This window comes from Arenibacter latericius DSM 15913 (genome assembly GCF_000424985.1).
GTDB classification, from domain to species: Bacteria; Bacteroidota; Bacteroidia; order Flavobacteriales; family Flavobacteriaceae; genus Arenibacter; species Arenibacter latericius.
This window is the reverse complement of sequence record NZ_AUKX01000049.1, coordinates 14,408-38,658: the sequence shown is the minus strand read 5'-3', so window position 1 is coordinate 38,658 and position 24,251 is coordinate 14,408. Positions and strand designations below refer to the sequence as shown.

At 35.2% G+C, this 24,251-nt stretch carries 18 protein-coding genes; 9 read left to right on the top strand and 9 right to left on the bottom strand.

Annotated features, from left to right (window positions below):
• Positions 1-340 precede the first annotated feature (340 nt).
• Entirely contained in the window at positions 341-769 is a 429-nt protein-coding gene (locus H344_RS20350) for a DUF421 domain-containing protein (protein ID WP_051254330.1), read from the top strand.
• A 214-nt stretch (positions 770-983) separates the two neighbouring features.
• Here the strand turns inward: H344_RS20350 and H344_RS0113930 are convergent, their stop codons facing one another.
• Entirely contained in the window at positions 984-1,136 is a 153-nt protein-coding gene (locus H344_RS0113930; protein ID WP_026810877.1) for a YqaE/Pmp3 family membrane protein, read from the bottom strand.
• Positions 1,137-1,416: 280 nt separating this feature from the next.
• Between H344_RS0113930 and H344_RS0113925 the strand changes: the two genes are divergently transcribed.
• Together H344_RS0113925 and H344_RS0113920 are read left to right on the top strand one after the other, a co-directional pair.
• Positions 1,417-1,866 (top strand): ferritin-like domain-containing protein, encoded by a 450-nt coding sequence (locus tag H344_RS0113925; protein ID WP_026810876.1) that lies wholly within the window; start codon positions 1,417-1,419, stop codon positions 1,864-1,866.
• Between the two features lie 288 nt (positions 1,867-2,154).
• Positions 2,155-3,462 (top strand): phenylacetate--CoA ligase family protein, encoded by a 1,308-nt coding sequence (locus H344_RS0113920; RefSeq protein WP_026810875.1) that lies wholly within the window; start codon positions 2,155-2,157, stop codon positions 3,460-3,462.
• 309 nt (positions 3,463-3,771) lie between these two features.
• Here the strand turns inward: H344_RS0113920 and H344_RS0113915 are convergent, their stop codons facing one another.
• Entirely contained in the window at positions 3,772-6,108 is a 2,337-nt protein-coding gene (locus H344_RS0113915; protein WP_026810874.1) for a DUF7467 domain-containing protein, read from the bottom strand.
• 493 nt (positions 6,109-6,601) lie between these two features.
• Here H344_RS0113915 and H344_RS0113910 point away from each other — a divergent pair, with 493 nt between their 5' ends.
• The gene (locus H344_RS0113910; RefSeq protein ID WP_026810873.1) at positions 6,602-7,261 is read left to right on the top strand and encodes a TetR family transcriptional regulator C-terminal domain-containing protein; all 660 of its coding nucleotides are present in this window, start codon (positions 6,602-6,604) and stop codon (positions 7,259-7,261) included.
• A 6-nt stretch (positions 7,262-7,267) separates the two neighbouring features.
• Positions 7,268-8,578 (top strand): ABC1 kinase family protein, encoded by a 1,311-nt coding sequence (locus H344_RS0113905; RefSeq protein WP_026810872.1) that lies wholly within the window; start codon positions 7,268-7,270, stop codon positions 8,576-8,578.
• A 131-nt stretch (positions 8,579-8,709) separates the two neighbouring features.
• On the opposite strand, the gene H344_RS0113900 is transcribed toward H344_RS0113905, so the two are convergent.
• The 6 genes from H344_RS0113900 to H344_RS0113875 form a co-directional block, all read right to left on the bottom strand.
• Positions 8,710-9,861, bottom strand: a complete 1,152-nt coding sequence (locus tag H344_RS0113900) for a universal stress protein (RefSeq protein ID WP_026810871.1) — start codon at positions 9,859-9,861, stop codon at positions 8,710-8,712.
• Between the two features lie 158 nt (positions 9,862-10,019).
• The gene (locus H344_RS0113895) at positions 10,020-11,261 is read right to left on the bottom strand and encodes an alkaline phosphatase family protein (RefSeq protein ID WP_240484990.1); all 1,242 of its coding nucleotides are present in this window, start codon (positions 11,259-11,261) and stop codon (positions 10,020-10,022) included.
• A 29-nt stretch (positions 11,262-11,290) separates the two neighbouring features.
• A complete protein-coding gene (locus H344_RS0113890) occupies positions 11,291-12,238 on the bottom strand; it encodes a glycerophosphodiester phosphodiesterase family protein (protein WP_026810869.1) in 948 nt (315 codons plus the stop codon).
• 223 nt (positions 12,239-12,461) lie between these two features.
• A complete protein-coding gene (locus H344_RS0113885; protein ID WP_026810868.1) occupies positions 12,462-14,486 on the bottom strand; it encodes a cation:proton antiporter in 2,025 nt (674 codons plus the stop codon).
• A 582-nt stretch (positions 14,487-15,068) separates the two neighbouring features.
• Positions 15,069-16,694 carry a glycoside hydrolase family 32 protein gene (locus H344_RS0113880; protein ID WP_026810867.1) on the bottom strand — a complete coding sequence of 542 codons (1,626 nt, stop codon included), beginning with the start codon at positions 16,692-16,694 and terminating at the stop codon, positions 15,069-15,071.
• 36 nt (positions 16,695-16,730) lie between these two features.
• On the bottom strand, positions 16,731-18,065 hold the full coding sequence (locus H344_RS0113875; RefSeq protein ID WP_034256681.1) for a sugar porter family MFS transporter: 1,335 nt from the start codon (positions 18,063-18,065) through the stop codon (positions 16,731-16,733).
• A gap of 502 nt (positions 18,066-18,567) precedes the next feature.
• On the opposite strand from H344_RS0113875, the gene panB reads away from it, so the two are divergent.
• On the top strand, positions 18,568-19,386 hold the full coding sequence (panB, locus tag H344_RS0113870; protein WP_026810865.1) for a 3-methyl-2-oxobutanoate hydroxymethyltransferase: 819 nt from the start codon (positions 18,568-18,570) through the stop codon (positions 19,384-19,386).
• A gap of 49 nt (positions 19,387-19,435) precedes the next feature.
• Positions 19,436-20,143: an RluA family pseudouridine synthase gene (locus tag H344_RS0113865; RefSeq protein WP_026810864.1), complete on the top strand. Its 708-nt coding sequence runs from the start codon at positions 19,436-19,438 to the stop codon at positions 20,141-20,143.
• A gap of 113 nt (positions 20,144-20,256) precedes the next feature.
• Here H344_RS0113865 and H344_RS0113860 read toward each other — a convergent pair whose 3' ends face one another.
• Entirely contained in the window at positions 20,257-21,801 is a 1,545-nt protein-coding gene (locus H344_RS0113860) for a hypothetical protein (RefSeq protein ID WP_026810863.1), read from the bottom strand.
• A 147-nt stretch (positions 21,802-21,948) separates the two neighbouring features.
• Here H344_RS0113860 and H344_RS20345 point away from each other — a divergent pair, with 147 nt between their 5' ends.
• Positions 21,949-23,121 (top strand): 2-isopropylmalate synthase, encoded by a 1,173-nt coding sequence (locus tag H344_RS20345; protein WP_084148812.1) that lies wholly within the window; start codon positions 21,949-21,951, stop codon positions 23,119-23,121.
• A complete protein-coding gene (gene leuB / locus H344_RS0113850; protein ID WP_026810862.1) occupies positions 23,121-24,239 on the top strand; it encodes a 3-isopropylmalate dehydrogenase in 1,119 nt (372 codons plus the stop codon). Before H344_RS20345 ends, leuB begins: the two co-directional genes overlap by 1 nt.
• The last annotated feature ends 12 nt before the right edge of the window (positions 24,240-24,251 follow it).

Sequence of the window (24,251 nt, the reverse complement as noted above, 5' to 3'; positions counted from 1 at the left end):
AGATCAGCAGCATTAGGACTCACCTGCTGAAAATAGGTGCTACCATTAAAATAACCAAAAGAAGAATTTATTACCGGCTCTCCAAAGCCTTTGTGTACCAGCATCTATTCCAGGAATTGCTCTCTGGCTAAAAGTTACTCATCTCACTGTTTATCAGTCTTGGGATACCTATGCCTTATCGGGAAATTTCAACAATATCAGGACTAAAAATAGTCATATCTGCACTAAAATTTACAGAAGGTTCATCTAACAGCTGGAAAACTATCCCGGAAAATTACCTTAATCCAGGGAATGCAAAATTTATCCTCAAATTCCTTGAAGAAAAAACTCTTGGTGAATAATGCGGGTTAGATCCTTTGCTAAAATTTCGAGTATAGATTTTGCGTCCACTATAGCCATTGGTTCTGTATTAGCAAGCACTGTACTTAGTGCCAATCCATCTATTATAAAAAGTGGAATGGCTATTGGTTTTATCCTAGGTTTCCAAACACTATTCTCTAAACTCACCTTAAAGTTTAATTGGTTTAGCAACTTAGCTAGTAATAGTCCTATGCTCCTTATGGATAGGGAGACTATTTTATATGACAATCTTTACTCCAACAATTTAAGTGAGGAAGATCTTTATGCTAAGCTTAGAGAAGCAAATGTGCTTCAGTTTTCTGAAGTAAAAGCAGTAATTCTGGAAACCACGGGGGATATCACTGTACTCCACGGATCGGTAGAAAAAGATATTGACGACCGACTTTTAAAAGGAGTTATAAGTAATTAATAAGTTACAATGATAGAATTCCTAATTCCTTAGTATACGACTATACTAAGGATATACTCTCGATTATTTTTCTCATAATTACAAGGCTACTATTTATTTCATATTTCAAGTAAGTAATAAGTAGCACTTACTTAAAACTTTAGCTAAAAAAACTGCGTCAGATTCAATTTCAATGTTGGCAGTTTTAATATTAAGAAATGAAAATTCCCTTAACTTATCCATTAACAATAAATGCATGGATTACACCTGGCAACCAAGCTAATAGGGTTAAAAGAACACTAACCAAAAAGGTAGTCCCAAGACCATGTTTTAGAAATACAGCCAAAGGTGGTAATAGAATGTTTAAAATAATAGTTAGAATAGACATATTGTATTTTTATTTATATTATAACAAATATCATTCATTATATAGGGTTTCATTAACGCAAAACCTAAAAAAAAGGACATTATCAAATTCTGTTGCGAGATAATGCGGTAGATACCCATTACAAATATGACTATCTAGAAAGGACACTTATAGGAATTGATTATCAAGGGATTGAGTTCATAAGATTCGTATTTGGAATAATTTACCTCTAACCCTCTGCTTATCTTTGGATCAATGCCAATCGGTAGGCATATTGGTTACCGAATAAAATTTTACAGTAATGAATAAGGATATAAAAGAAATTGAGGATCGACTAAATGACATCATTCAAAAGAATGAAGATGCAATTAAAGGGTATGAAAAAGCTGCTGAAAATACAGAAGAAGCAGGGCTAAAAATGTATTTTAGTAATAAAGCAAAAAAGCGCCGTACTTTTTTAGTAGAGCTAAAAACGGCGACTCCTGCCTTAGAGACAAGAGACAAAATTGATGGTAGTGCAGCAGGTGCATTGCATAGAACTTGGATGGATGTTAAGGCATTCTTTTCTGGTGATGATGCAGAAGCCATGTTAGAAGAAGCGATCAGAGGCGATAAAGCAGCCATAGAGGAGTATAATGAAATATTGGCAGACACCCATTTACCACCATCTGTTGCCTCTATTATTAGAGCACAGCGAGACGCTCTAAAACAAGATTTAACACAAAATAGAACTTTGGAAGATTTAAGGTAGTTCTTCCCCCCATCCTTTCTAAAGCCCCGAATATTGGGGCTTTTTTTGTTTATTTAAATACAGACTGAGGTGCTGTTTCAATATCCAGGAAAAAATAGCTTTCCTAATTTGTATTAACTTTTGTTTACAGATTACAGCTTAGACAATTTACAACACTAATAATCACCACTTTGAGGGAATATTTCGCCAATATATAACTTTCAATTAGCTTTAATTTTTCACAACAAAATTATGGTTTGCTTGTAAAAGTTAATTAAATTTAAATAACCTAAAACATGTATCAAATCAATGAGGATTGCAAGCACCATAAGAAATGTCGGATTTTGGACTATTGATACTATCAAAGGCGGCAATATTAAAAAGCATTATCAGGATATTTTACATGTAATGGATGATCCATTTTCAAAAAAATCCACAGAAAATAGAAATAATTTATTAGACAAATTATTGGAACACTCCACTAAAACAGTTCCTTTTTATTCCCCATACAAACAAGTCAATTTTAAAAAGCTACCTATAATAAGTAAAGATTTAATTCTGAATAATTTTGATGATTTTAAATCAAATAAATTTAAGGCAAATGAATTACATAAGGTATCTACTAGCGGTTCTACGGGTATTCCGTTTTTATTATTTATAGATCAAAATAAAAGAAATAGAAACATTGCCGACACCTTATTTTTTTTCAAAAAAGTTGGATATAATATTGGTGATAGATTGTATTATTTTAGACTTTGGAATGGTGAGCGGAAAAGTGAGCTAAGGAGGATACTTCAAAACATTGTCAAAGTAAATATTTCAAAAATGACGGATGATTTCGTAAAAGATCTGTTAAACGAACTTCGAAAAGATCATTCATCAAAATGTGTTATCGCTATAGCATCTTCCCTTGAAACTTTATGTAAGTATATAGATAAGAATAATCTAAAGAATATAAATGTTAATATTAAATCATTTATCGCCAATTCAGAGGCATTAAGTGACTATACTAAAGAATCTATTGAAAAACATTTTAACGCTACCATTGTTTCTAGGTACTCCAATGAGGAACAAGGTATTATTGCACAGCAAAAACCTGATAACAATAATTATTTTCAGATTAATTGGGCTAGTTACTTCGTGGAAATAATTCATATGGATGAAGACATTCCCACTAAACTAGGTGAAATGGGAAGAATTGTTGTTACCGATCTTTTTAACTATAGTATGCCTTTAATAAGATATGACACTGGAGATATTGGTGTCATGGAATTAATTAATAATGAGCCAGTGCTTACAAAAGTAGAAGGACGAAAAATGGATTTAATTTATGATGCTACTGGCGATCTAATCTCGTCCTATAGCGTTTATCCTGTTATGGATGAATATAATCACCTCATTAAACAATATCAATTTATTCAAATAGGAAAAAAAGAATACCTCATAAAGCTAAATATTGATCAAGAATTTACTCATAAGGAAAAGTTGATCAAAAAGTTTAAAGATATTTTGGGATCCGATGCAGAAATTACTATTGAATTAGTTAATGAGATTCCAGAACTCTCCTCAGGGAAAAGAAAAAAAGTAATGAACACTTCTATTCAGAATTATGCTTAATTGAACACTTTTCTATAAGTATAATAAAATTGGAAATTGATTTCCATTTTATATTCCTTTTAATTTATCTAGCACCAAATGCATTTTATAATAAAAAATATCATTCGGTTTTGAATTATATACTTTCCTTGTCCTTATTAGTATACTTAGTTTTAATTGTATTTCTTATTTAATGATTATACATCCAACTCCTAGATATCTATATTACCCACTTATAAATATAAAAGCCACCGTTTTAAGGGTGGCTTATTAAAATACATACTTCCAACGTGTTTTCACTAATATATTAGCGAGATTTATTTAATGGTTCTATAGGGGGCAAAACTCACCACCTTTTAGGCTTGCTCCACCAAGAACTTTGAAATCCCCACTAACAAGGCCTGGTCCTAGCGGCTTAGAGCAGCTGGTATGAATACTAGTGTGTTTAACTCCATTTACGTAAATGGTAATTTCGGTACCTAGTGTTCCATTCTTATCGGTTCCAGAAAAATTAAATGACCCCCCTGAGGCCACAGTTGCCTCAAAAACGACATCTCCATCCTTTTGCTCCACTCTTACTAAAGCTTGACCTCCCTTATTTTGCAAAATTAAATTGGTAGCTTTTCCTTCGCACTCACCGCAATCTTCGTTACTCGGGGGTACTGAAGGAACATCTACTGGGCATAATTCACCTCCCTTAAGGCTGGCACCACCTACAACCACAAAATCTCCAATTTTAAGTCCTGTTCCAATAGGTTTAGAACAACTGGTATGAACCCTGACATGCTCTTTTCCATCAACATAAATAATTATTTCTGTGCCCAACGTACCATTTTTATCTAATCCTGAAAAACTGAATGAAGCTCCATTGGCAACCTTTCCTTGGTAAACAGTTATATCATCTTTCTTTTGTGCTACCCTTATAGAAGCAATATTTCCATTATTTAGAAGAGTTAACTTGGTAACTTTCCCATCACATTCACCGCAGTCCCCGCCTACAGGTGGGGTATCTACCGGACATAAATCACCCCCTTTGAGACTTGCTCCACCAACAACTTCAAAATCACCACTTATCAATCCAGGACCTATAGGTTTAGAACAACTAGTATGAATTCTAGTATGCTCAGCTCCATTAACATAAATGATAATCTCTGTACCTAGAGTTCTATTCTTATCTTTTCCTGTAAAGCTGAATGAAGATTCAGAGCTTACAAACCCATCAAATATAGACACCTCATCTTTCTTTTGGACCACTTTTATTATAGCATCACTTCCATTATTCTGTAGTGTTAGTTTAGTGACTTTTCCATCACATTCACCACAATCTCCACCACCGGGAGGAGTATCTACCGGACAAAGCTCACCTCCTTTGAGACTTGCTCCACCTACCACTTCAAAATCACCACTAATAAATCCAGGACCAATAGGCTTGGAACAGCTAGTATGTATCCTTGTATGCTCAACTTCATTTATATAAATAATAATCTCTGTCCCAAGTGTTCCTTTTTTATCGACACCAGAAAAACTAAATTGAGCTCCAGAGCTTACAAACTCATCAAAAACAACCAAATCGTCTTTCTTTTGAACAACTTTTATATTAGCATCAATTCCATTGTTTTGCAATGTTAACTTTGTAACCTTTCCTTCGCATTCTCCACAATCTCCACCACCTGGAGGAGTATCCACAGGACATAGTTCACCTCCTTTAAGGCTCGCTCCACGAATAACTTCAAAATCGCCACTTATCAATCCAGGACCAATAGGTTTGGAACAACTAGTATGTATTCTAGTGTGCTCGTCATTATCAACATAGATAATAATCTCGGTGCCTAGGGTACCTTTCTTATCCTTTCCAGAAAAACTAAAAGTAGCTCCAGCGTCTACATACTCATCAAAAACCACTACATCATCTTTCTTTTGAACAACTTTTACATTGGCTCCATCTCCATTATTTTTTAATGTAAGTTCTGTGACTTTGCCATCACAAGGGTCACATGGAATTTCTGGCTCGCATTCAATATTATAGGGTATTATAACAACTTGCTTCCCATCAGTTGGTTGAAGCACCACTGCTAATACGTCTCCTCCTCCAGGCTTGTACCCCTTACCATTAGCTATGGCAAATGATATTATCTCGTTTGCTCTTCCTACATTGTACGGTTGTAAATAAGTACAGGCGATACAGTTAGCATCATCAATTAACTCCCACATAGCCCATTGTACATCCCCAATTGTATAGGCATCTACTCCATTCTCACTGAGTTCACCAACAAAATCTTGATTTAAAATCCAATTGATTAAGTCAAAATTTTCGGGCTTATCTACAACACCAGCGGGTACAGGCTCATAGCTATTGAAAACATTAGCTTCAAAACAATCTCCTGCATTCAAAGTTCTGGCAACATCAATACACCATGCAGCATAATCCCCTGCAAGGGAACCATCTGCAATAACAAGATCTAAATATGATTTGCTACCTGGTTTAGCTTCTGCACACGCATTTACTAATTCAGGTAAGTCCGGAAACAGATCTACGGTACAATTATCAGTGTTTAAGGACTTAGATGTGGCATTAACAGCGTCCACAGCATCACTTTTAATTGGATCGGTTTCACAGGATAGGAACACGAATGTAACCACCATTAGTAAGGTTGTAATTTTCTTCATTTCTATAATATTTACGATTAAAATTCTTCTAATGGGGAAACTGAGATAATAGGGAAAATAAAAAGATAATGCGGGGGAGTTTAATAAGGTAGAATTTTAAGTTTTCCACGATAAAATAAAAACGTTAAAATACATATAAAATCGTTGATATACAGATAGTTATACAACTCTTACAATAATTACAGAAAATCCTTTAGGTAATGGCTTTATCCATTAAATACAAAAGGATCTTTTCCTAATTATATAGGTTAAGTAACACTTTAATCTTACCATTTCCTATTAAATTCTTACAAAAACTTAACACTTGGTAGTAAAATTTAATTTTAGAACAAAATGCACCATAAAGGTAAATTTTGCATTAATATAGTTTTGTCTAAAAGATTTTATAAAGTTCTACTATAATTCTTTATTTATCAATTAGCTGTTAAACTTTGTTTAATTTATTTCGTGAAATATTAAACAATACGTACCTTGTAACATACATTCAAAAACCATGGTAAAAAAGAAAATAATTTCAGACACCAACATTATTTCATTATATATGGAATATGTCCTTGAGCATAACGAAAACCCTAAATCGGTCTTCGCTTTTGCAAAAGCTAATAATTTTGAAGAGTCTCACTTCTACCAGTTTTTTGGTTCTTTTGAGGCCCTTGAAAAGCAGATTTTTAAAGCGTTTTTTGACAATACCATTGTAGTTTTAGAAAAAAGCGAAGACTATACCTCCTTTGACGCGCGGAATAAGCTCTTAAGTTTTTATTTTACGTTTTTTGAAAATCTAACCGTAAATAGAAGTTATGTGCAATTTGCACTTAACAAGCATAAGAATAGCTTAAAAGGCCTTTCCTTACTCTCCGAGCTAAAGAAAGGATTTACCTCTTTCATTGCAGGTTTAGATATTAAAACCTTGGATTTAAAACAAGAGCAGGTAGAAAAATTTCAGAAACGTGCATTACAAGAATCGGCCTGGTTACAATTACTGTTGACACTCAAATTTTGGATGGACGACACTTCGGCCTCATTTGAGAAGACCGACATATTTATAGAAAAATCCGTCAATACCAGTTTCGATATTTTAAACATTACCCCACTAAAGAGTGTAATCGACTTTGGAAAATTTATATACAAAGAAAAAATTAACACCAATAACTAGCTGGTAATGAAAACAATAGACAACATACCTACTTCAAAAATACATCGTGCTTCCAAACTAGTTACTACTGGCGCAAAGGTAGGTGTTAACTACCTAAAATATTATGGTGATAAAATAACCAAAACGGAATTTGTAGCTCGGAGTCGACTTAACGAAAATAACGCAGAAGATATTTATGATAGCCTAAAACAGCTTAAGGGAAGCGCCTTAAAAGTGGCACAGATGCTTAGTATGGAGAAAAGTATAATGCCACAGGCTTACGTAGAGAAATTTTCGTTAGCCCAATTTTCAGTGCCCCCCTTATCGCCTCCTTTGGTTATAAAGACTTTTAAAAAGTATTTTGGGAAACCACCCACTGAATTATTTGACTCGTTTAATACCACTTCTGTTAATGCTGCCAGTATTGGACAGGTGCATGAGGCAGAAAAAGACGGAAAGAAATTAGCCGTAAAAATTCAATACCCCGGCGTTGCTGAAAGTATTGCATCAGATTTGGCTATGGTTAAACCTATTGCCATTAAAATGTTCAATATAAAAGGCAAGGATTCGGATAAGTATTTTAAAGAAGTTGAGGGCAAGCTTATTGAGGAAACAAATTACATTTTGGAGCTAAAACAAAGCAAAGAGATTGCCACTGCCTGTTCTAATATCCCAAACCTCCTATTTCCTAATTACTACAAGGAGTTATCGTCTGAAAGGATTATCACCATGGATTTTATGAAAGGCGAACACCTTTCTGAGTTTACTGCCCATAATAAAGATCAAGAGATTGATAACGTAATAGGACAAGCTCTCTGGGATTTTTATATGTTCCAAATACATAAATTACGAAAGGTTCATGCAGATCCGCACCCTGGAAACTTTTTAGTTTCCAAAGAAAACAAATTAATAGCGTTAGATTTCGGATGCATGAAAACAATTCCAAACGATTTTTATGTGCCTTATTTTGAACTTGCCAAGCCGAAGAACATTAATAATCATAGCTTTTTTATATCAAAATTATACGAATTAGAAATTCTACGAGAAGATGATTCCAAGGAAGAAATAGAATTCTTTACCGAGATGTTCCATGAATTGCTAGAACTCTTTACACAACCATTTCAGGTAGAAAAATTTGACTTCTCCGATGAACGTTTTTTTGGAAAAATAACAGAATTAGGGCAACGTTACTCAAAAAACACCGAATTACGTAAAATGAACGGAAATCGTGGATCCAAGCATTTTATTTATATCAACAGAACGTTTTTTGGCTTGTATAACCTAATGTTCGATCTAAAAGCAAACAACATAACAATCAATAATTACAGTTCTTTATAGGTTATGTGTTATGGTACCCTTTAAATAAAAATTGATAATCATTATGCCGACTCTTAAAAAAAATCACCCACCCAGTTTTATTACAAACTAAGTGGGTGTTTTTAAATGGGTTGTTAAATTATGAACGACTTTTAAGACTTATAGTGACTTCTAATTTTATGCTCTATTTCCTCATCCCATAATCGGGTTAACAATTCCTTAGCCATGTTATTATAATAGATCGCTTTGGCCTCATCTCCCAACTCATTGTAAACTTCAGATAATTTATAAATGGCTGGTATATACATATTGTTTATACGAAGGCAGATAGTAAATTCTCTAATTGCTTCATTATTTTTATCCTTGTCGGCTAATTTTAGACCTTTTTTAAAATGTCGTTCTATTTCCTTAACATCATTATAAAACTTTGAATGCAGAATGTCCTTAGACTTTGTAGTGATAAAAGAACAAGGAAGTTCTCGAGTAACCTTATTAGTTACACTCCCCATTAATACTCGTTTTAAACCAGACCGTCCGGTGGTTCCCATTATAAGGAGATCGTGATTATTATTTTTAACCATATTCACTATGGTCAAAGCAACATTTCCTGCTTGCAAATCTACCGTATGATCTACACCTGTAAAATCGAAATCCTTAAGGAAATTGGTCATATCCTTTTCCAACTGTTCCATCCTGCGATTGTTCTCCTCATCTAAATCCTCTAAGTGATACCTAGGCGAAAGATTAAGCACAGGTTCTACAACACCTAAAACCCTTAATTTTGCATTAAAATCCTTAGCTAGAGAAATAGCAGAGTTCAGGGCAGTTCTAGAAGGTTCAGAAAAGTCTACTGGGCATAGAAAATTACTAATTCCCGATTCCTCTTTGGTAGTTACTACCCAAATGGGGATATGTGAATACCGCATAAGCCTTTCTGCATTACTTCCCAACTTATGTCGATCGTGTTCTACTTTACAACCAGAGCCTGCAACAATCAAATTAACATCTTGCTTAGTAGCTGTTTTTAAAATATTATCTATCAGCTTACCATGTTTAATAATTGGCTTTTTAGTAATAATTCGTTCCTTTTTAAACGTATCGTTTATCTTATCTAACGCCTCATTTACACTCTCTAAAAGCATTCTCTTCATCCCTATACTTCCACTTCTAGCTTCTTCCGAGAGGACATGAGTAATAATAATTTCTGAATTATATACGCGGGCAATTTTAATTGCCGTATTTATTTGTTCACTATAATCGCCATTAATGTCGACTGGTACCAGAATTTTTTCGAGTTGCTTCATGTTTTTCTTAATTTGTAGGAATAGAAAGTTAAATTTAACAAATGAAATTGTTAATCCTAAGATATTGATAAAATATCTTTAGTCCCTGAATAATAATGATTAAGGTTGAGTATTGCAATTCCATCTAGCTAATAATCCAGATAAAAATCGCAAAGTGTTTATTTTTTATTTGCCCATGTATTAATGGCATTGTACTTACCAGACAGCACAACTTTATAAAATTCTGATGGCATTTCAGAAATGTCTATGACTGCCTTCTCCAAACTTGCATCTACCTTAGTCATCAACTTATAATTATCCGTACCCCCATCAGCAAAATTATTTGTTGTGGCTATCCAAATGGATATCTCATCATTAGATTGCAACGAATTCCATGTTAACTTTAACTCACTCCCCCTAACAATAGCCCTAGCATTAGCAAGGGAAGCTTCATGAGTAAGTGGTATACCATCTAATTCCCAAGCTTGTTCTTTCTTAGGATTGATATTAAAGGTGGTCAATATAGTGGGTATAATATCCACTATTCCTGGTAAGCCTTCTTTAAAATGACCATTTAATTTCTTTTCATTGGTAAGCATCCAAGCACTACGTTCTCTATCAGACTGTCCGCCATGACCTTTACCGTCTTTTTCAGTCCGCCCATGATCTGTAGTAATCCACACCTGCCAATTTTCATTATATTTTTTTGTTCTATACTGAACGGCATCCCATAGCCTTCCCATCTGGTCGTCCATTATTTTCACTGCATCATAAAACCGTTCACTATCTCCATACCTATGCCCCATATCGTCTGTATACTGAAGGTACACCCAAGTTAAATCTGGAGCACTTTCTTTGATCACTTTAGATGCTTCACTTACTACATGTTCATCAATCTTATGTATATAAAGACTATCGTCATCATGAGGAAAGTTAACCACATCTTTCTCAAAACCATCAAAATGGTAGTCTAGTTTAAAAGTTCCATTATTAATAAGGTTTTCCCCCACTAATTTAGTGCGGTTATCTAACCAAGTAGAAAAAATAGCCGTTGTTAACTCGGGCCTATATTCGTTTACATATCTAAAAATTGTCCAATAGTTATAATTAGGATCTTTTATTTCGTTCCCCCATACATTATGTTTATTGGCCCAGGTGCCCGTTAGCAAGCTATTGTAACCCACTGCTGAAATAGTAGGACTTTCTGAATATCCACCTTTTTCACCGCCAACGTACGCACGAGTATACCCCTCTTTCCCAGCAATTAAATCTAGATTAGGTGTCTCTAGTTTTTCTATTACATCGGCAGAAATTCCATCGGCAATCACAAAAATCACTTTGGTATTAGCATCTTGTGAAATTACAAAAGCACTAGAAACAAGTGCTATAAAAAGGGAGAATATGCTTTTACAGTTCATCATTTTATATTGATTGGTGTTATTAGTTTATCCTATTCAGCTATCCTAAAGTATTTATCTTTAGCACTGTTTTCAGGAATCATTGAATTAATTGCTTTATAAACCTCAATGGGATAATCGGACTCAATTATACTCGCTCCATCTTTTATAATATCCTTATACGCTTTCTCTCGTTCGGAGGGCTCATTGAGCTTATCGTAAGTAGATGCCGCAGAAATCATACACATAACTCCTTTAGCATTCAATAATTTATAAATTCTATTATCCTCCTTCTTTATCCTAGGACCTATATATGCTATCATTTGTGACCAAGGAACTCCAGAATTTTCAAACTTCCTAAAATCATCTTCGTTTTTGATGAATGCCGAAAACATTCTATTCTTATTTTTATTATGGTAATAAATGGCCTGTTCTGCATTATGAACGGTTACCATTACTACCGTTTCTTTGTCATATTCTTCAAGTTTTTGAGCCATCAAAGCAATGGGAACATCTTTTTTATCTAGATTTAAAATGGTCTTCCCCCTACTCCATTCAATCGCTTCTTTTAGAGTTGGAATCTGATGATTTGTGATCTTACCTTGCAGATCCTTCAACCTCAACTTTTTCAGCTCCGCCAGGGTATAGTCGGACACTTTACCTCTGCCATTGGTAGTTCTTTCTAATGTTGCATCGTGCATAAGAACAATCACACTATCCTTGGTAAGTCTAGGATCTACCTCAAAAACTGCAGGTGTATACCTGAGTACCTCTTCTAAGGCTTCTATACTATTTTCTGCAAAACCAGTTGTTTTTTGCCCTCTATGGCCACTAATTATTGGAACATCATTCCCCGTATATTGAAAGAAATCACGAATCTCATTGGCATTTTTTACGTTGATTACTTGTAAGATCTTGTTTTGACTTACAATTTCTTGATAAGAACATAAACTTAAGAAAGAGATTAAAAGAAGTAACTTATTTATCTTTTTAGGCATCATGTTTAGTAATGGTTTATAAAAAATAAAGTTAATAGATTATACGAAACAAAGCTTCTTCCTTGATTTATTGTGCAGGGTGAATTACAGCATAAAAAAACATCTATATTGTCCCATAATATTTGAACTTGCTAGCACTGCATCAAAAAATCTAACCTTAACAATTAACAAAACGCTTCAAAGTATTTTCTAAATCATAAAAGGTTAAGTGGTCCCTAAGAAAAAGCTACTGTGGATAAATGACAATTTTGCTTAAATCTGGAAAGTACTGTTCCAGTTTCACCGGCACCTTATCTAATAATCCGAAGTGGGAAATATGACCCCTACGTGCCGATACCATAATAATTAAATCGTTATCGGATATCTGTCTAGAAAGAATTAAGAAATCTACCCATTCCACAAAGTGATTAAAATTTAATGCTAAAGAAACCCTATTGTCTTTAGCAAATTTCTCTATGGATTTTCGTGTCTCGTCATTACAGTTTAAATTGATTGGTATAGATAGCTCTACAGATAACTTAGCTATTTTATTTAACCATGTAACAAATCCCTCTTCCAATTCTGCATTTGGTGGAACAATTAAAAATATTCGTTTATGATTAGTCAGAGGAATCTCGAAATTGCAGATGAAAAGGGTTTTTTCGGTATTCTCCAAAATACTCTCCATTTTATCCCCGATTAATTTATCCAAAAAACCTGTTTTATGAGGCCATCCCAATAAAATAATATCTGCCATAACTTCTTTTGCAGTTCTAGATATACCGCTAGCGGCGTTATGATCTATTGTCGCTTTAACGGTAGCGTGAGTGTCAGAAGCAGAAGTTTCATTAATAAACCTTTCCAATCCTTGTTTGGCCTTAATAATGGTTTTTTCTGCTTCATCGGTATTGGGAACCACCGTAAGAATAGAGAGCGGGTTAAGGGATTTCTTATCTTTAATTAACACGGCAAAATCTAGGATTTTGTCAATGTTTATTAAGTTAGCTATAGGTATAAGGATATGCTCTTTATTAGGCCCGGTAGGTAAAAGTATTTCCTCATCCTCGTCCTCATTTTTAATAATCATTTTTGCAGCACTTTCCGTTGCAAAAGAGGCTATAATACAAGTGACTAGAATTAACACCACGGTACCATTAAGGATATTAGCATCTAAGATTCCTGCATTGTACCCTACTAAAATCACAGCTAAGGTTGCTGCCGCATGAGAACTGCTTAAACCAAAAATGAGTCGACGTTGCCCCTTAGAGAAATTAAAGATTTTTTGGGTGAAAAATGCAGCAGCCCATTTCCCAAAAATTGCAACAATAGTTAATGATCCCGCTATAATTAGTGCCATTGGCCCACTTAGAATTACACTAACATCCACAATCATTCCCACACTGATAAGAAAAAAGGGGATAAAGAGGGAATTTCCAATAAATTCGATTCTATTCATTAGTGCAGAGGAATGCGGAATAAGCTTATTGAGGGCCAAACCTGCAACAAAGGCTCCTATAATTGACTCTAACCCCGCTATCTCCGCTAAAAATGCCGCAAAGAAAACAACGGATAGCACAAATATATAATGGGAATGCCTTTCGCTTCCCAACTTACTAAAAAACCACTGTGCAATTCGAGGAATCACATAAAACATAAATGCAGAAAACAATACCAAAGATATACCAAGACGAATCCAAAATTCTTGTGTAAGTCCACCATCATGAGAGCCCAAGATAACGGCCAACATAATAAGTACCGCAGTATCCGTTAAAATGGTACCTCCTACGGTTATAGCAACAGCTGCATTTTTTGATACTCCTAGTCTACTGACTATTGGATAGGTTACCAAGGTATGGGTAGCAAACATACTGGAAGTTAGCAAACTGGCATTAAAATTAAAACCTAGCAAATAATAACATACCGGAAAACCAATAGTTATAGGGATTGTAAAAGTTAAGACTCCAAACATCACACTCTTATTTCTCGTTGCCTTAAATTCATTTAAATCTAGTTCTAAGCCCGCGATAAACATGATATAAAGTAACCCGATAGTAGAAAAAACATCTACAAAAAGACTTTTCTCTAAAATATTCAATCCGGCCGGGCCAATAATAATTCCCGAGATGATTAACCCAATAATTCCTGGAATTCTAATCCTATGTAATACCACAGGAGCCAATAGAATGATGAAAAGAATTAATGAGAAAATTAATATGGGACTATGGAGGGGTAATTGAAACTCCTCTATTAGTTGATTAAAAATTACATCCATGACTCACGGTATAGTAAAAAGATTAGATTGAAATTATCAGAGTACAACATTTTTCTGTTGCGATCTAATACTACTTTAAAGCAACTAATATACACTGAAAGGCTTTATTTAAAGCATCAATTACGCTTCTACTCTATAATAAATTTACAACTCCCTATTAGTTATTGATGCCAACATATATTCTCATTAGATACAGTCAACATAAACCTCTAACAATCATCACTAAATACACTTTCCTATCTTTTTGATCTATTAATTACGGATAGAACAATTGAAAAAGATAAGTGTGGTAATATGTTTTATATTTTTTTGACACAAACTATTTTCACATAGGATGCTATATACAACAGAGTTTAATTATGAAAAAGTTAAATAAATGCTATTAGGACATTTGAATAAATCTAAGCTATTCCTTTTACAATAGACCCTTTGGTGTATAACCTGTAATTACCTTTCTGTATTCTCCCAAAAAAATATTACACTATGGATCATTGTTATGATATTCTACCAAGTGTATCCCTTTATTTCACTAAATGCAATAAGCAGGACTGATACTCCATAGAGGTAGTTATCACTACAGGATTATTTCAATTTAAGTTCATTTACTTCTAATAAGTCAAGATTTAATTCCTTACTATCTGTCTCCACCGAAAGCGTCTCGAATGGTGAGTTAGGAAAGAAAATTTCCGTCATCACAGTTGATCCCTCATCAAAAAACAACTCTATGGATGTTTTATCCAAGAGAATGGTACCAGTAAGTTTATCTCCTTTAGATGTTTGTTTTCCAATACTCTTCTTATTCGAAAAGGTTTCAGAAAACGCTGTTTTGCCAGATTTACTGCGATCTATAAAATAGGTATTATCAGTACCGTTATACCCAAAGGACAATTCGTCTCCTAGCTTGTTGAACAGCTTAAAAGTGAAACTATTCTTTTTAAAATCTGAAATGATAAAGTTGATAGCAGCGCGTGAAAGGTTAGCCTTTTCTCCATTGATGAGCACCGTTTTTCCATTTATTTGAATGTTCTCCTTCTTATACTTTACCTCTTTATAGTAATCAATTTCATCTACAGGAAGTGACGCTAATCTATAGGATTTACCATCTTTAATTACTTTTATTTCTCTGGCTACAGTCATTGCACTTCTCCAGGTTTCTGTAGGCACTTCATTGGCATATTCCCAATTAGACATCCAACCCATATAAAATTTTCCTCCATCCTTAGATGTAACATTGGAAAAGCTGACCCCTGCATAATTATCTTTTCCATAATCTAGCCAATGGTCTTGCCCTTTCTTAAGGACAGTTTCAAATTCTTTATCCATAGTGAATTTTGTACCATCAAAGTCACCAATGAAATATTGCGTAGCACTCCCCCCATTAGGTCCACCAGGATTAATACTTACAAGGAGAACCCATTTGGTTTCCTCAGAACCCTCCACGGGAACGGGAAAAAGATCTGGGCACTCCCAAACACCTCCATGCGTTCCAATCTCTCTATTCCAATCTCCGCCAAATTCCGATAATAATTCCCAATTCTTTAGGTCTTTAGAACTATATAGCATAACCATATCATGGGCGGCGAGAATCATTACCCACTTTTCGTAATCTTGGCTCCAGAATACCTTTGGGTCTCTAAAATCTCTAATTCCAGGATTTTCTATTACTGGGTTTTCAGAATATTTGGTCCATGTGAGACCCTCATCTAAGGAATAGGCAATGGCCTGTGACTCTACATCCATTCTATTGGCTTCTGCCTTTTTGGGATCATGGTAGGTAAACATAGCAATGATAGGCACTTGACTGCCTGATCCAAACCCGGAGGTATTTTCCAAATCTACCACCGCACTACCAGAAAAAATATACCCCATTTCGTCAGGGAAAAGTGCAATTGGCTGTTCCTTCCACTCCACCATATCTGTACTAAAAGCATGCCCCCAATGCATGGGTCCCCATTTATTCCCATCAGGGTAATGCTGATAATATAAATGGTAATACCCATTGTAATAGAACATCCCGTTGGGATCGTTCATCCAGCCTACTTTTGGCGTAAAATGAAAATTTGGACGGTACAAATCCTCTTCCGAATTAAATGTACTTTCATCTTTATCCAGAGACTCAATATTCCCCTTCTGCTCTTGGTCCTTACAAGAAAAAACTAAGCAAAGACCTACAATGGTAAGCGCTAATTTTATTTTATTTTTTTTCATATGTAAAGAGAAGGTTAAAGATTAATATATACACTACTATTTTATACTATTACTATTAGTACTACTAAGGGACTTACTAAGGGTTTCCAATGAAATTCCTTTGGTTTCTGGCATAAGAAAGGCCACAAATAGTAGTTGTAACACCATCATAAAAGCAAAAATGGCAAATACTGTCCCTGCTCCTATAGCAGAAAATAATACTGGAATTAGTGACGGAATAACTGCTGCCAAAATCCAGTGTACGGAACTGCCAAAAGACTGACCCGATCCTCGTAAATGGTTAGGGAAAATTTCCGATATAAACACCCAAATTACGGTACCTTGTCCTACAGCATGTGCCGCAATGAACAAGAATAGAAATATAGCTACGGACATCCCCTCCCAATTAAAGTAAAAAGCACAGGAAACTAGAGTGAGTGATATAATATACCCAAAAGAACCTATATACATTAACTGCTTTCTTCCAAACCTATCAATAAGAAATATTCCTAAGAGCGTAAAAAGAAGATTGGTCACCCCTATCCCTATACTACTCAATAATGCAGTGCTTTCCCCTAGTCCGGCCTCTTCTAAAATTCTAGGAGCATAGTATAAAAAGGCATTTATTCCCGAAGCCTGATTAAAGAATGCCATGCAAAAGGCAAGAATCAAAGGGAAGCGGTATTTCTTCATAAAAATATTCTCTCCTGGAATCTTATTCTCGTTTTCTTGATTTATTTCCAACATCATTTTTTCAATATCCTGATCAGGATTTATCACTTGGAGAACCTTTCTTGCTTCAACGGTGCGCAATTTGGTAAGAAGCCACCTTGGGCTTTGGGGAACTGTCAGGACAAATAGCGTATAAATTATGGCAGGAATAGCCTCTACCCCAAGCATCCATCGCCAGGCATTTTCACCTATGCCACTTAATAAGTAATTAGATAAAAAAGCAACCAATATTCCGAAAACGATATTGAATTGGTACAGGCCTACTAATTTACCTCTATCCTTAGCTGGGGCAATTTCAGAAATATATGCAGGCGCGGCAATTGTGGAAGCGCCCACTCCCAATCCGCCTAAAAACCTAAAGATGGCAAAAGTAGTGGGGTCATTTGACAATGCCGATCCCAGTGCAGAAACGGTGTAAAAAACTCCAATCCAGAACAAGGTTTTTTTTCTCCCCAACCTATTAGTAGGTATACCTCCTAACAAGGCACCTATCACGGTTCCCCACAAGGCCATTGCCATTACTACCGTTCCATGAAATACATCCGAAGACCCCCATAATAGCTGTAGTTTTTTATCGGCTCCGGATATTACCACAGTATCAAAACCAAAAAGAAATCCCGCCAAAGCTGCCGTTATAGACCACACCAATATTTTCTTCATAATACTATAGTTTAGTTAGTATATGGTTATAGTCTAAAATTGCAGCACGAAAATGTCCCTCCCCTATTACAATTCGTTATCCTTCTGCTAATACCATCACGCTCCAACTAACAAAACTGAAGGCAAATCTTATGTGTGGAAAATTAACAGTTATAACTATTACCCATCTTACTAAGATAATTAAAAAGATTAAAGTTTATACGAGGTTTATAGCAATACCTTAAACTTGAAAATGAATATTCTACAGCGACTTGAGTGAGATTATATTTTATTTATTACAAAAAAGAAGCACCAATTCACTTTTATTTTTTCCTTTTAAATCCCGATTGGACATAATCTTCCATAAGATTTAAAATAATAGAAATAACAAATATTTATAGCCGTTTGACGCATAAACCAACCTAAATAAGTCGGTTTTAAAGGATTTAAACACAAAGTCCTTGGAATACCACCAAGATTTAAAACAAATCTCCTTACTTTTATCCCTCTAAAAATAAATACGATGTCTGTTGCCAAAAAAGAATACAAAAGAGTGACTGTAAAATCCCTCGTTGATATGAAACAAAACGGGGAGAAAATTTCCATGTTAACCGCTTATGATTATTCCATGGCGAAAATTGTGGACGCTGCTAATGTAGATGTAATTCTAGTGGGCGATTCCGCTAGTAATGTAATGGCCGGTCATGAGACCACCTTACCTATTACGCTAGATCAAATGATTTATCATGCATCTTCCGTGATACGTGCAGTACAAAGGGCACTTGTAGTTGTAGATATTCCTTTTGGAAGTTATCAGAGTGACCCTAAAGAAGCGCTTCGATCTGCAATCCGTATCATGAAAGAAAGTGGTGCACACGCAGTAAAGGTAGAAGGCGGACAGGAAATTAAAGATTCCGTAAAACGCATATTAAATGCTGGTATTCCCGTAATGGGGCATTTAGGTTTAACTCCACAGTCTATATATAAGTTTGGAACCTATACCGTTAGAGCCAAGGAGGATGAAGAGGCACAAAAGTTAAAGAATGATGCTAAAATGCTCGAGAAAATTGGCTGTTTCGCTATTGTTCTAGAAAAAATCCCCGCAGCATTAGCTAAAGAGGTAGCTGAAAGTGTTTCTATTCCTATTATAGGTATTGGGGCAGGAAACGGTGTGGATGGTCAAGTGTTAGTAGTGCACGATTTATTGGGAATCACACAAGAGTTTAATCCTAGATTCTTACGTAGATACCTAAATCTATATGAAGATATGAGTAACGCCATTTCACAATACGTAGATGACGTAAAGACTAAAGATTTCCCCAACAATGAGGAACAATATTAATCTTATCGCTGATCTTTAAATTATTTCAAACCCCTTAGTAACTTTAGCTGTGTCATTAGACGTACAAAAAGAACATTCCAACCCTTCTAATTTACAAGTAATTTATGAGGACAATCACCTTATTGCCATAAACAAAAGGCCAGGTGATATTGTACAGGGCGATAAGACCGGAGACACTCCTTTAAGTGAAGTAGTTAAGAAATATCTAAAGATAAAATACAACAAACCAGGCAACGTCTATTTGGGCGTTGCCCATAGGTTAGACAGGCCTACATCTGGAATTGTAGTCTTTGCCAAAACCTCTAAAGCCTTACCCAGACTAAACAAGCTGTTTGCCGAAAAGAACGCTAAAAAAACCTATTGGGCAATCGTCAAAGATATTCCACAAAAGGAAAGTGGCACTTTAGTACATTGGTTAAAACGCAATCCTAAACAAAATAAATCCTACGCTCATAAAAACGAAGTTCCTGATAGTAAGAAGGCCATCCTTGATTATACTGTAATTAAGAAACTTGATCGTTACACCCTTTTAGAAATCGATTTAAAAACGGGAAGGCATCATCAAATCCGTTCACAACTGTCGGCCTTAGGATGCCCTATTAAGGGCGACTTAAAATATGGGGCAGATAGAAGCAATAAGGATGGTAGTATCCATTTACATGCCAGAAGATTAAGCTTTATACATCCGGTAAAGAAGGAGCAATTAAACCTTATTGCACCCTTACCTGACGAAAGCCTATGGAATGCATGTAAGTAATTTGTATTCTAAAATCACCTGCTAAACAGCCAAATAACTTCTTAAAAAGTAAACTGCAACAGATTAGGATAGGTAAACTTTTTGCCTCAAAACTTAAGCCTTGCACCCTAATTCTACCGAGTTATTTCAGCTGCTTTCTCTTTAATCACTTGTGCTACCGGTTTATTATGTAAGTGACTTTCTAACCAAGAAAGAATATCTAAGTATAAAAAGGCACGTTTTTCATAAGGGTGGTCTTCATATTTTTTTAATTCAACATACAGTTTATTGAACTCATTAGACAGTTCGTGCGGATAGATATCACCCAAACGTCTTAAGAATTTAATCATTTCTTTTTGTACCGCATGTAGGTCGTTCATTTTCAACAAAAACTTATAGGTACTCTTCAGTTGTACTTCTAAGTGGTAATCCATACCTGCCTCATAATGGGCAATTAAACTTAAAACTCTTGAGAAGCACATTAAATCTTCCCGCATTTTTAGATTCTTGTTGTTTATGATACGTTTTAGATACTTTATACACATCTTATTATTTCCCATTCCAAAATAGAGACAGGCTATTTTGTAATACAAAACCATAACATGATGCTCATCTAGTCGGTCCCTATGCTTGGAGATTCCGTATTCTACAATTTTGACTAGATATTCTCCCTTATCAAAAGTACCCTCCATAAAATGAAGGTTTAGTTTGTTAGAGTTGATGTAAATAAAAGCAAGTGAGCTTAAGTTATCATTGGTGGGGAAATCTTTACTTACCACAATTTCTTCCAATTGCTCTAAGGTCTCCTTAAACTGGGAACTATATCTTACATAAAATAAAGATTCTAGTAAATAATGATTCCCTTTTAAAAAGAATACCGGATTAAGAGATATCATTTTTTTATTTTCATAAAACAAATCAACCCATTTACTAGAGTACTTATAGCAGGACAAAAAGTCTTGGGTTAAAAAGCTATACCATAGATGTGCCTTATAGAGCCATAATTTTTCTCGAAATCCAAGCTCTTTCATTATAATTTTAGGCAAATGATTATCAAAGTATTCTTTTACCCTTTTAAAATCATCATCACTTCGAACATAGCCTATTTTCAGCATCTGTCCATATAACTGAATCGCAAGATTAGAAAGCTTACTGGTAGTAACATTTTGTCTAGACAATTGTTTTGCTTGTACTGTAAGCTCATCGGCCCTATCAGGGATACTACGGGTAATATACTGTGTCTCTATAACCTTTTCTAGCTCAACAATTTCATAGGCTACGTTCTTCTCTTCATTCTCTATAGCAGTAATCTTAGTTTTATCCAGTATTTTTAAGCTTTGCTTATACAACCCTTTTTGGTAAAGTATAGTTGCGAAGTCTAACTGCTCTCTTAATTGCACCCTAATATTTTGGTTCACTGGATTTAATCTTAGGCTCACTAAGATTTGTCTATAGAGATGCGCCTTTAAATTAGATAATTGGGCTTTTTTTACAATACCGTTCTCTAAGATTACTTTTTCATCATAGACTTTAATTTTGTCTAATAAATTAAATAACGCCAAAAACTTTGCATCAGTATTAACACCTAAGCGCCCAACGTATAGTTTAAACTGACGTTTTTCTGACTTAGAAAGTGATTTAACCAAAACAAATAATGCATCTTTAGGGGCATTTGTCATCGTAATAAAAAAGGTTTATGTTGTTGATATGCAATACTTTAACCGATATAAAAAGTTCCTCACCATTGTAAATACTTATTTTACCACAACTCAAGGGAACCATTAAGTAGTATATTCGTAAAGTACATATAAAATTACGCAAATATAATGAGCAAAGATAAGGTACATATTTTTGATACAACACTTAGGGATGGGGAACAAGTACCCGGTTGTAAATTGGACACAGAGCAGAAATTAATTATCGCCGAAAGATTAGATTTAATGGGCGTTGATGTTATTGAAGCTGGCTTTCCAATTTCCAGTCCTGGGGATTTCAATTCCGTTCATGAGATTTCTAAATTGGTTAAAAATGCATCGGTCTGCGGGCTTACCCGTGCCGTGAAAAAAGATATAGAAGCAGCTGCAGAAGCCCTCAAAATGGCTAAGAAACCTAGGATACACACTGGGATTGGTACTTCGGATTCACATATCAAATTCAAATTTAACTCTAACAAAGAGGCCATTATAGAAAGAGCTGTATCAGCGGTGAAATACGCTAAAACTTTTGTAGAGGATATTGAGTTCTATGCAGAGGATGCTGGGCGTACGGATAACGAATTCCTTGCTAGGGTTTGTGAAGCCGTAATTAAGGCAGGTGCCACTGTTTTAAACATTCCTGATACCACAGGTTATTGTCTTCCTGAAGAATACGGAGCAAAAATAAAATATCTAAGAGAAAATGTAACAGGTATAGACAAGGCTATCCTTTCTTGCCACTGTCATAATGATCTTGGACTTGCCACTGCTAATTCTATTGCGGGGGTAATGAATGGTGCCAGACAAATAGAATGTACCATTAATGGTATTGGAGAAAGGGCAGGTAATACTTCTCTAGAAGAGGTTGTTATGATATTAAGACAGCACCCTACCTTAAATTTAGATACCAATATAAATAGTAAACTGCTATATGATACCAGCCAAATGGTTTCCCAAAAAATGGGGGTTTTAGTACAGCCCAATAAAGCTATTGTAGGAGCAAATGCTTTTGCACATAGTTCAGGAATCCATCAAGATGGGGTTATTAAGAACAGAGAAACTTATGAAATTATTGACCCTGCTGATGTTGGTGTAACAGAATCATCCATTGTGCTTACCGCAAGAAGCGGAAGAGCTGCATTGGCATACCGTGCAAAGAATGTAGGATATGAACTTACTAAAACACAGTTAGACCAGGTTTATGAAAAATTCTTAAACTTTGCTGACAAAAAGAAAGAAGTTTTGGACGAAGACATCCATGGTATTATTGCTGAAAGTGGAATCTCGATAGAAATTATAGCTTAATGAATCTAAAAATTGCAGTTTTAGGTGGAGATGGAGTTGGGCCAGAAGTACTGGCACAATCATTAAAATGTTTGCGTGCGGTAGAAGAGACCTTCCACCATAACTTTACGTTTACGGAAGGCGATATAGGGGCCGTTGCAATGGAAAAATATGGCAAACCTCTTCCGGAAGTCACCACAGAACTCTGCAGAGCATCAGATACTATACTCTTTGGCACTATTGGTACGCTAAAATACGACGCCAATCCAAGTGCCAAAGTTCGTCCAGAACAGGGCTTATTACAATTGAGAACAGAGTTAGAGCTATTTGCTAATATTAGACCTGTTAAAGCTTTTCCTACCCTGGTTAACAAATCGCCACTTAAAAAGCATGTGATCTTTGGAACCGATTTTATCATATATAGAGAGCTTACAGGGGGAATTTATTTTGGTGAAAAAAAATTGAGTCAAGACGGCACTATAGCCTCTGATTTATGTGAGTATTCAGAAAAGGAAATTAGCAGAATTGCGCATTTTGCTTTTAAGGCCGCTAAAAATAGAAGAAAAAAACTTACCCTTATAGATAAAGCCAATGTACTAGAAACCTCTAGACTATGGCGAAGGGTGGTTACTAAAATTGGGGAAAGTTATCCAGAAGTGGAATTAGATTTTCTTTTTGTAGACAATGCCGCTATGCAAATGATGCTACACCCAAACCAATTTGACGTGATCCTAACTGAAAATATGTTTGGAGATATTCTTTCTGATCAAGGGAGTGCTATATGTGGAACCAAAGGATTGCTACCATCAGCCTCTATTGGAAATGATTTTGCCATGTTTGAACCTTTTCACGGTTCCTATCCACAAGCGGAAGGAAAAAACATAGCAAACCCCATAGCATCTATTCTTTCTACCGCCATGATGCTTAGTCATTTTGGCCTTCATGAAGAATCTAACGCCGTAGTCACCGCCGTAGATAAATCTATGAGAAAACAAATAGTTACTCAGGATTTAAATCCGACAAGTAAATATGGAACCAATGAAGTAGGCGATTTTATAGCCGCCAACATCATAGATTCTGATGAGAATTACAATTATAATTATGAAAACATTGGACTAGGGAAGTCTACTATTATATAACAATACCTTACC